The organism is Pusillimonas sp. (genome assembly GCF_044464525.1).
Lineage (GTDB): Bacteria > Pseudomonadota > Gammaproteobacteria > Burkholderiales > Burkholderiaceae_B > Pusillimonas.
The window spans coordinates 1-13,733 of the sequence record NZ_JBIQLE010000021.1 but is presented as its reverse complement, the minus strand read 5'-3'; the positions used below and the strand labels follow the sequence as shown (position 1 = coordinate 13,733).

At 59.4% G+C, this 13,733-nt stretch carries 11 protein-coding genes; 5 read left to right on the top strand and 6 right to left on the bottom strand.

The features are described from left to right. Positions 1-116: 116 nt before the first annotated feature. From ACIY1O_RS12100 to ACIY1O_RS12090, 3 genes are all read right to left on the bottom strand, one after another. Positions 117-1,112, bottom strand: a complete 996-nt coding sequence (locus ACIY1O_RS12100; RefSeq protein WP_397475348.1) for an ABC transporter substrate-binding protein — start codon at positions 1,110-1,112, stop codon at positions 117-119. Then, positions 1,109-1,906: an ABC transporter ATP-binding protein gene (locus ACIY1O_RS12095; RefSeq protein ID WP_397475347.1), complete on the bottom strand. Its 798-nt coding sequence runs from the start codon at positions 1,904-1,906 to the stop codon at positions 1,109-1,111. The genes ACIY1O_RS12100 and ACIY1O_RS12095 overlap by 4 nt, the downstream gene beginning before the upstream one ends. Positions 1,907-2,127: 221 nt before the next feature. Next, a complete protein-coding gene (locus ACIY1O_RS12090; RefSeq protein WP_397475346.1) occupies positions 2,128-3,303 on the bottom strand; it encodes a benzoate/H(+) symporter BenE family transporter in 1,176 nt (391 codons plus the stop codon). Positions 3,304-3,383: 80 nt separating this feature from the next. On the opposite strand from ACIY1O_RS12090, the gene ACIY1O_RS12085 reads away from it, so the two are divergent. Next, positions 3,384-3,785 (top strand): DOPA 4,5-dioxygenase family protein, encoded by a 402-nt coding sequence (locus tag ACIY1O_RS12085; RefSeq protein ID WP_397475345.1) that lies wholly within the window; start codon positions 3,384-3,386, stop codon positions 3,783-3,785. A gap of 37 nt (positions 3,786-3,822) precedes the next feature. Here ACIY1O_RS12085 and ACIY1O_RS12080 read toward each other — a convergent pair whose 3' ends face one another. Next, positions 3,823-4,644 (bottom strand): helix-turn-helix transcriptional regulator, encoded by an 822-nt coding sequence (locus ACIY1O_RS12080; protein WP_397475344.1) that lies wholly within the window; start codon positions 4,642-4,644, stop codon positions 3,823-3,825. 166 nt (positions 4,645-4,810) lie between these two features. On the opposite strand from ACIY1O_RS12080, the gene ACIY1O_RS12075 reads away from it, so the two are divergent. Continuing rightward, positions 4,811-5,986 (top strand): ABC transporter substrate-binding protein, encoded by a 1,176-nt coding sequence (locus ACIY1O_RS12075; protein WP_397475343.1) that lies wholly within the window; start codon positions 4,811-4,813, stop codon positions 5,984-5,986. After that, positions 5,968-7,857: an AMP-binding protein gene (locus ACIY1O_RS12070; protein ID WP_397475342.1), complete on the top strand. Its 1,890-nt coding sequence runs from the start codon at positions 5,968-5,970 to the stop codon at positions 7,855-7,857. The genes ACIY1O_RS12075 and ACIY1O_RS12070 overlap by 19 nt, the downstream gene beginning before the upstream one ends. A gap of 300 nt (positions 7,858-8,157) precedes the next feature. Here the strand turns inward: ACIY1O_RS12070 and ahpF are convergent, their stop codons facing one another. After that, a complete protein-coding gene (gene ahpF / locus ACIY1O_RS12065) occupies positions 8,158-9,747 on the bottom strand; it encodes an alkyl hydroperoxide reductase subunit F (RefSeq protein ID WP_397475341.1) in 1,590 nt (529 codons plus the stop codon). 124 nt (positions 9,748-9,871) lie between these two features. Next, positions 9,872-10,435: an alkyl hydroperoxide reductase subunit C gene (ahpC, locus tag ACIY1O_RS12060; protein WP_397475340.1), complete on the bottom strand. Its 564-nt coding sequence runs from the start codon at positions 10,433-10,435 to the stop codon at positions 9,872-9,874. Between the two features lie 410 nt (positions 10,436-10,845). Here ahpC and prfB point away from each other — a divergent pair. Beyond that, a protein-coding gene (prfB, locus tag ACIY1O_RS12055) for a peptide chain release factor 2 (RefSeq protein WP_397475339.1) occupies positions 10,846-11,950 on the top strand; the annotation gives its coding sequence in 2 pieces (ribosomal slippage) (positions 10,846-10,926 and positions 10,928-11,950; 1,104 coding nt in all). Between the two features lie 142 nt (positions 11,951-12,092). After that, entirely contained in the window at positions 12,093-13,616 is a 1,524-nt protein-coding gene (lysS, locus tag ACIY1O_RS12050) for a lysine--tRNA ligase (RefSeq protein ID WP_397475338.1), read from the top strand. Positions 13,617-13,733 lie beyond the last annotated feature (117 nt).

Genomic DNA, 13,733 nt, shown 5'->3' with positions numbered 1-13,733 from the left:
GAGCTCATAAAGTGCTTCAAAACAAGATGGCCGGCAACAACCGGCCATCTCTGCTGCCTGCTGACACGGTGGCCTACTTCAGTGTCAACGGGCCGCGGTTGATAAAGAGGCGAAAATTATAGCTCGCGGGCTTCCTGCCAGCTCAGATCAACAATGCTTTTTACGTCGAACGGTGATCCATCGCGGGTCTTGAGCGCACCCTGGCTTTGCATGATGTCGGCAATCTCCTGCATGCGCGCCACCTCTTGAGGGGTAAGGACGGGGCTGAAGGTTTGGCTGACAATAGCATCGCGAATGACCTCTTCACGCGGGATCTCGCCGTGTTCCATTGTCTTGAGCTTGGGCTCAGAGATGAAGTAGCTTGCGATCAGCTTGGCGGCTTCCTCGGGATTGTTGGCAAGCAGGTCGATGGCCTCGCGCTGGGCGTCCATAGAGGCCCACACGCCCTCTTTGTTATTGCGCAGGGTTTCGCCAGAGGTAATCACAACCATGCACGGGAAAGGCCAGACTTCGCCGATTTCGTAGATTTCAGTGACCGGCGCGACCAGTTTGGCGATGCTGGCTTGAGGCTCGAACAAGAAGGCGGCATCGACCCGGCTGCCCACGAGCGACTGCACCGCCACTTGCGGGCTTACTCCCATGATGTTCAGATCGGTGGGAGTCAGGCCGGCATCCTTGAGAACGACACCGCGCAAAACGGTGTCTGCGGTACTGCCCTCTTTTTGCGAGGCCAGTATGCGGCCCTTGAGATCGGCGACACTCTTGATATTGGCGTCGTCACGCACGACAATGGCGTGGTAGCCATGCTGCGCACCACCCACCACCTTAAGATCGGCGCCGCGCGACGACCACGAAGCGGCGTTGGTAAAGCCCAGCACCCCGGTGTCGAGCTGTCCGCCCACGATGGCTTTGATCAGGTCGGTGCCCGACTTGAACTCGACCAGTTCCACATCCAGGCCGTGTTTCTCGTAGAAACCGCCCTCGTACGCAGCCATCACCTGTGCGTCGTCCATCACGCGCAGATAGCCGATCTTGAATTTCTCGGCGGCAAGCGCCTGGCTGGAAAGTGCAAGCGCGGCCAATGCCGGCAACAACATACGTAAAAACTTCATACTGCTACTCCTTCAAGTGGTTCTTCTGATTCGGCGTCAAGCTCGGCCGCGCTGTCGCCTGCTTGCGCATGAATGCCCAACAGGCTCAAGATCTCGCGCCGCGTGTCAGCAAACTGAGATAGATCGTGTGTTTTCTCGTGCTGAGACAGCGAGAATTCTTTCAATACCGTGGCGGGCCGCTTACTGAAGACCAGGACGCGGTCGGCCAGGAACAACGCCTCATCGACGTCATGAGTGACCAGCAGCACGGTTGGCCCTGCCTCGCGAATCAATTGCCGCAGGGCGTCCTGCAAGGTCATGCGAGTGAGGGCGTCGAGCGCGCCAAACGGCTCGTCCAACAGCAAGGCCTTAGGACGGGTAATGAAAGCCCTGGCCAAAGCGGCGCGCTGGCGCATGCCTCCTGATACTTGATGAGGGTAGTAATCTTCAAAGTTTTTCAGGTTGACCTTCTCGAGCCATTCGCGCGCCTGCTTCTCGGCCAGTTTTTTATCAATCTTTTGAAACTCGAGCGCAAGGGCCACGTTCTGGATGAGAGTCATCCATGGATACAGGGCGTTTTCCTGGAACATGAGTGTGCGCTCCGGATCGGGGCCGCGCACCGCTTTGCCGCCCGCCAGCATCGAGCCCGCAGACGGCCGCTCAAGCCCGGCCGCAATATGCAGCAGCGTGGATTTGCCGCAGCCTGAAGGGCCTACCAGGGCAACGAGTTCGCCGGATGCAACCTCGCGGCTGAAATCCTGGACGACGTTGAGATCGCCGAAGCTCTTCTTGATGTTTTGGAATTCAAGTTTCATAAGTTGGTTCGTGTCGTGTTCGCGGCCGGCGACCCGATGATCGGATAACCCTTATAGCCATACGGGTATTAAACACACCCAAAACACATTGATTAACGTATATGAAACTTTACTTTTTTAACGGCCCCGCACGAACAAATTTCGTGGTCTTTGTTTATTTCTTAAAGTAATAAGATGGATTGAACGCAGCCCTTTTTGTTCATAAACAGGGCGAAGGCTCATCAGGACCGCGACTTACGCAAGTGGAGCACAGCATAGGCGAAACCACCTATCACTACCCCCCAAAATGCTGAGCCCAAGCCCAGGAAACTCATGTTCGAGGCTGTGGCCAGGAAGGTGACCATTGCGGCTTCACGGTTATCTTCGTCTTGTACCGTTCCTACAACATTGCTGGTGATGGCTCCCAGCAACGCCAGGCCTGCGAGCACGGCGATGAATTCCTTGGGCAGCGCCGTGAACAGCAGCACGATGGTGCCGGCGAACAAGCCTCCAATCAAATAGAACACGCCATTGGCGATACCGGCGACATAACGCCGGGAGGGATCTTCGTGGGCGTCCTTGCCGGTGCAAAGCGCGGCGGTGATGGCGGCAATGACCACGTTGATGCCGCCGAACAGCGCCACCACCACCGAAGCCGCACTGGTGGTGACCAGCAAGGGCCGGGCGGGCGTGTCATAGCCCGACACCTTGAGTATGGCCATGCCGGGCAGAAATTGCCCCGTGAGACTGACAAGCACCAGCGGCAGCGCCAGACTGAGGGTACTGTCCCAGGTCCACTCCGGCATGATGAAAACCGGGGTGGCCAGTTCAAGGCTTAGCGATGACAAACTGGTGCCGCCGGTAAGCACGGCCAGTGCAATGCCCGCCAGCAGCACCAGCACGATGCAATAACGCGGCCACAACCGCCGGAACACGATATAGGCGGCAATCATTCCAAACGCAAGCACGGGAGCCGTGGCCGCCGATCGGAAGGCATCCAGCCCGAACTGAAATAAAATGCCCGCCATCATGCCGGAGGCGATGCCGCGCGGTATGCTTCGGATGATGCGGTCGAACCATCCCGACACGCCGATGATGAAGATAATGACCGCCGACGTAATGTAGGCCGCCACGGCCTGATTGACACTGATGGCCGGAAAAAGCGTGACGAGCAGCGCGGTGCCGGGCGCCGACCATGCCGTGACGATGGGGGTTTTGAATTTCCAGCTAAGGTAGATGCCGGTAACCGCCGGGCCAATGGAAATCGCCCAGATCCAGGACGACAGCATCTCTTTCGATACCTCGGCCACCGCCGCCGCCTGGAAGAAGATTACCGCCGGACCCGCATAGGCGATAAGCACCGCCAGGAAACCCGCCGTGACCGCTGAAACAGACCAGTCCCTAGATAACACCCGCATCTCCCCATCCGGTTCGCACAGCCCGATCTTTTTCCGTCGGACCTTGGTTCGGTGCATTGTAACCATGCTAATGTAAGCATATGGAAACCAGAACCGATATTCAGCTCCCAGAGTGGATACAGCGCCCTGTGGCCGGCTACCATTCACATGTTTATTTCGACGCGTCCGGCGTCGAACAGGCCAGGCAATTGTGCCTCGAGGCCGCCAACCGCTTCGAAGTGAAAATGGGCCGCGTCCACGAAAAACCCGTCGGGCCGCACCCCGACTGGAGCTGCCAACTGGCATATCGCCCCCATGTGCTGGCTGAATTGCTTCCGTGGCTGGCCCTGAATCGAAACGGCCTGGTGGTATTCACCCATCCGATTACGGGAAACGACCTGATTGATCATCGCGATTGCGCCATCTGGATGGGCGCGATCCGGCCGCTGGACCTTTCGCGGCTTTCAGGCCAGGAAAGGTCGGTCGACGGCTACGAATTCTAGCGGGCCCCCGAGGCCGATCGCACGCCGTGGCGGCGCCTTACACCTGCACCAGGCGCGAGGCGATGCCGAACAACTGGCTGCGAAAATTGATGCCCAGCTTGTCGTAGGCTCGAGCCCGGTAGGTTTTGACGGTGGCGACCGACAAGCCCAGATGGGCGGCGATGCCGTCGTAAGTAAGCCCCTGCAACAGGCCCGCGCAAACCTCGAGTTCGCGGGCGGTAAGGCGCGGACACAGCGTGGCCAGCTCGCGCGTCAAGACATCGATGTCAAGCGCGGGCGCCGCCTGGCAGCGCCCCGCCAGGCTGATGTGCTTGGTCACGCAGGCGGCGACCGACTTTGCCACCGACTGTATGGCGTCCACATCCACCGAGCTGAACATGGGCTGGCGCTCGAAACGATAGAAGTTGGTGGCCAGCAACAGCCCGCCGTCGGCCCGGCACACTACCGACAAACGGTCTTGTATGCCATGGCGCGAGTAGATGGCGGCCCGATGAGGCGGCGCAAAGTGCGACTGATGGGCGTAGGCCAGGGCCACTTCGTCGCGGCGCAGCAGCTCTTTGGCCTCATCGAACGTATGGTCCTGCGCGTGCAGGCGCCGCTGATAGCTTCGAAAGCAGTCGTCGCTTACGTCGTGCGCCTCGCGGCTGGAGGACAGGAACATGCGAGGCGTGGCCTGGGTGTCAAGCTGGTAGACCGAAAAGAAATCAACCAGCGTCAGGTCGTTCATGTGCTGTATCAGGCTGGGCGCAAAATCGGGTTCGCCCAAGGCATCGATGAGCTTGCTTGCAAAGCCGTCGATCGGACAGGCGGATACCGAGGCATGAGCGCCTGCGGCGACATCCAGGCTCCAGGCATGCATGGCGCGAATTCCTTGAAAAGATCGGTATACCGGGTGCGAAAGCCCCCGGACTGCTGTTTTGTCGTCTTTTGAGTTGACAGACCATGGCGCGGCGCAAGCCCATACTGCGATAAACGCCATGGGTCGCCGCGACCATGACCGACAACTATACAAGGAGACTCCCAACATGGAAATCCGAAGTTTTCCCCTATCCACCAAGATGACGCGCCTGTACGCCGGCTTGCTGATGTCGTTCGGCCTTGCCGCCGGCGCTCAGGCTGAGCTCACCGTCGGCGTCATATTGTCCACCACCGGTCCGGCCGCATCGCTGGGCCAACCTTCCGACAACACCGTCAAGCTCTGGCCAGATACCATTGCCGGCGAGAAGGTGCGCGTCATCGTCGTTAACGACGCCAGCGATCCCACCGAAGCGTCGCGCCTGGCCAGCAAGCTCATCACCGAAGAGAAAGTCGATGTCATCGTTGGCTCATCGGTGACGCCGCCGTCCATCGCCATCGTCGAAGTGGCCGGCAGCGCCGAAACCCCGGTCATAGCACTGGGCGGGGGCAATGCAATTATTGAGCCCCAGGAAGGCGCCCGAACCTGGGCGTTCAAAATGCCTGCACCTGAAAGGCTTTCGGTGCAACGCACTCTTGAGCACATGGCCGCCAACGGCGTCAAGTCCGCCGGCGCCATCGCCGTCACCACCAGCTACGGAAACGGGTTCCTGAACGCCTTCAACGACCAGGCCGAAAAACACGGCATCACGGTCAGCGGTGTCGAGCGATATGGCCCGCAAGACCTCGGCGTTACGGCGCAGACCGTCAGGTTGATGGCCGCCAAGCCGGATGCCATCTATATCCTCAGCTTCGGCACGCCCGCCTTCCTGCCCCAGGCAGAGCTGGTAAAGCGCGGCTACAAGGGCAAAATCTACCAGACTCATGGCGTTGCCAATGCCGACTTCCTGCGGGTGGGCGGCAAGGATGTCGAAAACACCTATCTGTCGGTTGCGCCGGTGCTGGTGGCCGAACAGCTCCCCGACGACGACCCGACCAAGAAAGCCGGCGTCGAGTACGTCACCAAGTATGAGGGCAAGTATGGCGAGGGCACCCGCTCATTGTTCGGCTCCACCTCATGGACCGCCCTGAATTGGCTCCAGGCCTCTGTGCCCGTCGCGCTTGAGAAAGCCAAGCCCGGCACGCCGGAATTCCGCAAGGCTTTGCGCGACGCCCTCGAAAACATGAAGGAAGTAGTAAGCCCCGAAGGCGTGTTCAACATGAGCAAAGAGAATCACAACGGCATCGACAGCCGCGGCCAAGTCGTCGTGAAGATCGAGGATGGGAAATGGAAACTGGCGCAGTAAACGGCGACACCGGGCGGTATTGGTCACCGCCCGTCATTGATGACATTGACGGCATCCGACGTATCGAAGCCGTTCCTTACGAACGCTGCGTGCCATTTTCGTCGACCATCGACCTGATTTTGCACAATGCCCGGCGATACCCAAAGCACCCCGCCCTGCTCTTCCAGGCCGATGCCGGCCTGGATTCACCTTTGCTGGCATGGAGCTACAACGAGCTGTCCGATCAGATTCTGCGCGCTGGCGCTCTGCTGCGCCAGGCTGGCGTCACGCGTGATGAGCCCGTCGCTCTTGTGGCGCCCAACATCCCGTCCACACACATCGCTTTGTGGGGCGCCCAGCTTGCCGGACAGGTGTTTCCGATCAATTACCTGCTGGGCGCGGAACACATAGCAGGGCTTCTCAAGGCCGCCGGCGTGAAGGTGGTGATCACCCTGGCCCATTGCGATCAGTTGTCGATACGGCAAACCGCACTCGAGGCTGTCCGTCTGGCGGGCGGGAAACAGCGCGTTTTCGAAATCGATCCAAACGAGGAGGCCCCCGCCGCCGATTCCTTTCAGGCGCTTTTGAAGTGCGCTGAACCGCAGCCGGGAATGGTTGACGAAATCACGCCCAGTTCCATCGCCGCCATCTTCCATACCGGAGGCACCACGGGGCTGCCCAAGATACTGCAGCACACCCACGGCAACGAGCTGCACACGAGCTGCATGGCGGCTGCCTACTACCGCTTTGAACATGGCGACCGGATGCTCAACGGCTTCCCGCTCTTCCACGTGGCAGGCGTGTTCGTCTATGGGCTGTCCGCCTTGGCAGTGGGCGGAACGGTCTACATCCCCACCTTGCTGGGGATGCGAAACCAAGCCTTCATCGCCAATGCCTGGCGGTTGTTCGAAGCCCACGGCGTCACTCATCTGGGCTGCGTTCCCACCACGCTGGCTTCCCTGGCGCAAAGCCACGAACAAGCCGGTGTAAGCGGCAATGTCGGCGTACGGGCGGCGCTTACGGGCGGGTCATCGCTGCCGATTGAAATCGCCGGCCACTTCGAAACCCGTACCGGCGTGCCCGTGCGCAATATTTTCGGCATGACGGAATGCGCCGGTATCGTGGCCATCGAACCCGCGGCGCTCGAGCGCACGCCCGGCTCAGTCGGATTGGCGCTGCCCTTTACCGAAGTGCGCGCACTGCCTTTGACCGAGGCCGACAATCCTCGGCCTGGCAAGTTCTGCCCGCCTGGAAGCGAGGGCATACTCTGCCTGCGCGGGCCCCATGTCAGCCCCGGCTATGTAGACTCTGCACGCAACGCCGGCACCTTCACAGAAAACGGGTGGCTTATCTCCGGCGACCTGGGCTATGTGGATGAAGCAGGCCGGATATTCATTACCGGCCGCTCGAAAGACCTGATCATACGCGGCGGCCACAATATTGATCCACAAGCCATCGAAGAGGCGTTCCTAGCCAACCCCGACGTGCTGGATGCCGCCGCAGTGGGTCGGCCCGATGCTTACGCGGGCGAACTGCCGGTCGTGTTCTTGACGCTCAAGCCAGGCGCCGAAGAGGATGCGGAAAAGCTGCTCGCAAAAGCACTGCCCCGAATCCACGAGCGGCCGGCCGTTCCCAAGCGCGTGCATATTCTGGATTCCATGCCCACCACACCGGTGGGCAAGATCTTCAAGCCCGCATTGCGGCGCATGGCGGCACTTAAAGCCGTCGAAGACGCTCTGGAACAAGCTGAACTACTGGAACATTGCGAGCTGAGCCTGCACGGCGGGCAATCGACCAGATGCCTGATACGTGTCCGGGAAGAAGGCCTCGTCCCTTCATTTGAGCGCGCATTGCACGGCCTGCCCGTGGAATGCGACATCGCAAGCGCATAATGCATCCCCGCTTTGCACAAAGCGGTCTCACTTTGCGCAAATGGCGCAGACCTGCAGCCTCATTACGTTTGCAAGACATGTCAAAGAGTTGTCCGCAGAGTTGTTCACATATTCTGTGGACAATTTTGCGTCACTGCCTCGCCTGATCGGCATGCCCGTGCAAATCTTCCGTCTCGGATGCGATGCATGCGAGCCACGATTCACTTCCTGGCGCACTTCCAGCAAAAAGCCCTTCGGCGACCCGTACAGGAAACTTCCTGCCAGGGTCGCCGAAGGGCTTAAGACAGCTGCCGGCGTCGATCAGGCGACGGCTTGCTCTTTGACCGGCTCTTCGTCGCTGACCGAGCTGCGGATCAGGTAATCAAAGGCGCTGAGCGAAGCCTTGGCGCCATCGCCGGCCGCAATGACGATCTGCTTATACGGCACCGTGGTGGCGTCGCCCGCGGCAAACACGCCGGGCACCGAGGTTGCACCCCTGGCATCGATCTCGATCTCGCCATAGCGTGAAAGCTCGATAGAACCCTTGAGCCATTCGGTATTGGGCACCAGACCGATCTGGATGAAGACACCGTCAAGATCGACCTTTTGTGACTCGCCGCTATTGCGATCGGTGTACGACAGGCCGGTGACCTTGCTGCCGTCGCCATGGATTTCGGTGGTTTGCGCCGACACGATGATTTTGACGTTGGAGAGGCTGCGCAGCTTGCGCTGCAAGACTTCGTCGGCCCTCAGGGCGTCGCCGTACTCGATCAAAGTAACGTTACGCACCAGACCGGCCAGATCAATGGCCGCCTCGACGCCCGAGTTGCCGCCGCCGATGACGGCGACATCTTTGCCCTTGAACAGCGGGCCATCACAGTGGGGGCAATAAGCCACACCGCGGTTGCGGTACTCTTGCTCGCCCGGCACGTTGATTTCGCGCCAGCGGGCGCCGGTGGCCAGAATGACGGACTTGCCCTTCAGCGAGCCGCCGTTTGCCAGCTTGACTTCGATTGACGACTTGCCCGGCACCAGCGCCTCGGCCCGCTGCAGGTTCATGATGTCGACTTCGTAATCCTTGACGTGCTCTTCGAGCGCCACCGCAAACTGCGGGCCCTCGGTATGCTTGACGGAAATGAAGTTGTCGATGGCCATGGTGTCCAGCACCTGGCCGCCGAAACGCTCGGCCACCAGACCTGTGCGAATGCCCTTGCGCGCAGCGTAAACCGCCGCAGCGGCGCCTGCAGGCCCTCCGCCGACAATCAGAACGTCGAACTCGTCTTTCGCGCTAAGCTCTTCGGCCTTGCGGCTGCCCGCATTCGTGTCGAGCTTGGCAAGGATTTCTTCAACGCCGGCGCGGCCCTGGCCGAACACTTCGCCGTTCATGTAGACGGTGGGCACCGACATGATCTGGCGCTCGTCGACTTCGCTTTGGAACAGCGCGCCGTCGATCGCCACGTGGCGGATGCGCGGGTTGATGACGGACATGACGTTAAGCGCCTGTACGACGTCAGGACAATTCTGGCAGGACAGCGAGAAATAAGTCTCGAACTGATAATCGCCATCTAGATTGCGGATCTGCTCGATAACAGCTTCGTCGAGCTTGATCGGATGCCCGCCCACTTGCAGCAACGCAAGTACGAGCGAAGTAAATTCGTGGCCCATTGGGATGCCCGCGAAGCGGACGCTGATATCAGTACCTGGGCGGTTGATACTGAAGGAAGGCTTGCGCTGGGAATCGTCCGCGCGCTCGACGAGCGTGATGCGCTCGGAGAGGGAATCGATTTGTTGCAGCAGCTCGCGAAGTTCTTGGGATTTTGCCCCCTCGTCAAGAGAGGCAACAATCTCGATGGGTTGCGTGACTTTTTCCAGGTAAGACTTCAACTGGGTTTTGAGATTGGTATCTAGCATTATCGTTTTTCTCTCATGAAGGTGATTATCAAGAAGCTGCGGCGACCGGGCTTGTAGCCCGGAAACCGCCGCTTCGAACGGAATTCGCCTTGTGGGCGTGATGAAGCTTACGCGCGGGCGATGCTTAGATCTTGCCGACCAGGTCCAGCGAAGGAGTCAGGGTCTTGGCGCCTTCTTCCCATTTGGCGGGGCAAACCTCGCCAGGGTGGGCGGCGATGTACTGAGCGGCGCGAACCTTGCGAAGCAGCTCGGAAGCCACGCGGCCGATGCCGTTGTCGTGGATTTCAAGAACCTTGATCTCGCCTTCGGGGTTGATTACGAAAGTACCGCGCAGCGCGATGCCTTCTTCTTCGATAAGCACTTCGAAGTTGCGAGCCAGCTGGTGCGTGGGGTCGGCCAGCATTGGGTAAGTGACCTTGCCGATGGCTTCCGACGTATCGTGCCAGGCTTTATGCGAGAAGTGGGTGTCGGTGGAAACACTGTAGATTTCAACGCCCAGTTTTTGGAACTCAGCGTACTGCTCGGCCAGATCTTCGAGTTCGGTGGGGCATACGAAAGTGAAATCGGCCGGATAGAAGACCAGGACCGACCATTTGCCTTTCAAAGTTTCTTCGGTGACGTCGACGAACTTGCCGTTGTGGTAGGCAGTGGCTTTGAAAGGTTTGATTTGGGTATTAATCAAGGACATGTTTTGTCTTCCTTTGTTGGTTAATAAATCGGGTACTGAAGTTAGTATAGGCAACGGGGGCCCATTTGTAAAATTGATTGATTCAATCAAGCTGGTTGATTTTAGCTATCGATAAACAGTGGTGCTCCATTGGCAAAGTGTGGTCCAGCAAAGTTCATTCCTTGTGACAAACCTGCTTGCTTGGCTGCTTGCTTGGCCATTGGCAGTACAAGGATTATGCCCAGGCTCTCACACGCAACGCAATGGCCTTTGTCTCAAGTGAACAACCCCGGTTCGAAGAAGCATTACTTCCATGTCACCGGGCGGCAATACGTCGGATACGCCCATCCAGCCTGCCCTTTCGCCACCTGATGCAGGCCTACGGTAAAATGGAGAGTTAAGCCACACACACACGCCGTCAGGAAAGCATCATGGAAGCCGAACGCCAAAACCTACTCATTGCCCGCATTGAAGACTACGCAGAGCGCGAAGCCGCTCTTCGGGGGTATCTTTGACTACGCTGGCAAGTCAGAACGCCTGCACGTCGTCAACGCTGAATTAGAAAACCCCGACGTCTGGAGCGACCCGAAACGGGCGCAAGAGCTCGGGCGCGAAAAGAAAAGCCTCGACAAGATCGTAGGCTCGCTGACCCACTTGGGCAACGCCCTGTCCGAAGCGCGCGAACTTTTCGAACTGGCCGACGAAGACGACGACGATGCCACCTTGCAAGCCATAGAAGAAGACTGCAACGAGCTGGGCGCCCAACTCGAAGAGCTTGAGTTTCGCCGCATGTTCGACAATCCGGCCGATCCGCTCAACTGTTTCATGGACATACAGGCCGGCGCCGGAGGCACCGAGGCGCAAGACTGGGCGTCGATGCTGCTGCGCCAATACCTGCGCTACTGCGAACACAAAGATTTCAAGACAGAAGTGCTGGAAGAATCGCCCGGCGACGTCGCCGGCATCAAGTCGGCCACCATCAAGATCGAAGGAGACCACGCCTTCGGCTTTCTACGCACCGAAACCGGCGTTCACCGCCTGGTGCGCAAAAGCCCATTCGATTCCTCCAACGGTCGCCATACTTCCTTTGCCAGCGTTTTCGTCTACCCCGAAATCGACGACTCCATCGAAGTCGAGGTGAATCCGGCGGATTTGCGCGTCGATACCTACCGAGCCAGTGGTGCGGGTGGCCAGCACATCAACAAGACCGACTCCGCCGTACGCATCACCCACGTGCCCAGCGGCATCGTCGTGCAGTGCCAGAACGACCGTTCACAGCACCGCAACCGCGCCGAAGCCATGTCGATGCTCAAATCGCGCCTATACGAACTCGAGATGCGCGAACGCATGGCCGAGCAGCAAAAAATGGAAGACGCCAAGACCGACGTGGGTTGGGGCCACCAGATCCGCTCATATGTGCTGGATCAAAGCCGTATCAAAGACCTGCGCACCAACGTCGAAATTTCCAACACCCAGAAAGTGCTGGACGGCGACCTGGACCCTTTCATCCAAGCCAGCCTGAAACAAGGGGTATGACACCGCCCCCGGCCCGCCACGCGCGGGCTGTCCGCATAACCCACAAGGCGTCACGGCCACGGATATCGACATGCCGGGCCGAAAAAGCCCTTTTTTGCCGTCTTGCATTGCGACGACGCTTACCTGAACTCGACACACCGACATGACTGAACCGACCCCTGCCACTTCCACCGCGCCTGACGAAAATCACCTTATCGCCGAACGGCGCGGCAAGCTGGCGCGGCTGCGCGAAGAAGGCGTGGCATTTCCCAACGATTTCAAACCCGACAGCAAGGCCGCCGAACTGCACGCCAAGTACGGCGATCTGGACAAAGAAGCCCTGGCCGAGCTGGCATCGCCCGCCAAGGTCGCCGGCCGCATGATGCTCAAGCGTGTCATGGGCAAGGCCAGTTTCGCCACATTGCAAGACGGTTCCGGGCGCATCCAGATCTACCTGGATAAAAGCGTGCTGGGCGAAGACGCTTACGCCCGGTTCAAAACCTGGGACATGGGCGACATCGTGGCCGTCGAAGGCAAGGTATTCAAGACCAATAAGGGTGAACTTTCGGTGCAGGCATCGCAGGTTCGGCTGCTGACCAAATCGCTGCGCCCCCTGCCCGACAAATTCCATGGTGTTTCTGATCAGGAACTGCGCTATCGCCAACGCTATGTCGATCTGGTCATGACAGAAGAGACGCGCCGCACCTTCGTGGCGCGCAGCAAGGCCGTCGGCGGCATTCGTCAGTTCATGCTTGAGGCCGGTTTCCTTGAGGTTGAAACCCCCATGCTGCACCCCATTCCAGGCGGTGCGGCGGCCAAGCCCTTCACCACCCACCATAATGCGCTCGACATGGAAATGTTCCTGCGCATCGCGCCCGAGCTTTACCTGAAGCGGCTGATCGTGGGCGGTTTCGAGCGCGTGTTCGAACTGAACCGCAACTTTCGCAACGAGGGCGTCAGTCCGCGGCACAATCCCGAATTCACCATGATGGAGTTCTACGCCGCTTATACCGACTACCAGTGGCTGATGGAATTTACCGAATCACTGATTCGGCAAGCCGCGGTGGCGGCCACGGGCAGCGCGCTGCTAACCTACCAAGGCAAAGAGCTCGATCTTGGCCGGCCATTTGATCGTCTTACCATCGTGCAGGCCATCCTGAAATACGCGCCCGGCTATTCAGAAGCACAGCTGCAGGACAAAGACTTCCTGCGTGCCGAATTACGCAAAAAAGGCGTCGGCACAGAGGGCCCCACGCTGGGTCGGGCGGGCATCGGTGCCTTGCAGCTCGCCCTGTTCGAGGAAACCGCTGAAGCTCTGCTGTGGAATCCGACCTTCATCATCGACTATCCCGTGGAAGTGTCTCCCTTGGCCCGGGCATCCGACACCGAGCCGGGCATCACTGAACGATTTGAGCTGTTCATGACGGGGCGCGAGATCGCAAACGGTTTTTCAGAGCTGAACGACCCTGAAGACCAGGCGGCGCGGTTTCTGGCGCAGGTTGAAGCCAAGGACGCGGGCGATGAAGAAGCCATGTACTACGACGCCGACTACATCCGCGCGCTTGAATACGGCATGCCGCCCACAGGCGGCTGCGGCATCGGCATCGATCGCCTGGTCATGCTGCTGACCGACAGCGCCAGCATCCGCGACGTCATCCTGTTTCCGCACCTGCGCCGCGAAGACTGACGCCGGCATTTCACTTCAGCCGCCGAGCCAGGGCCTTGTGGCCCCCTCGCCCTTGACGCTTTAGAAGCGCGTGCGCAGGAACAACTGCCCGCTGTGGCCGGTGTTGTCGTTGCCGTA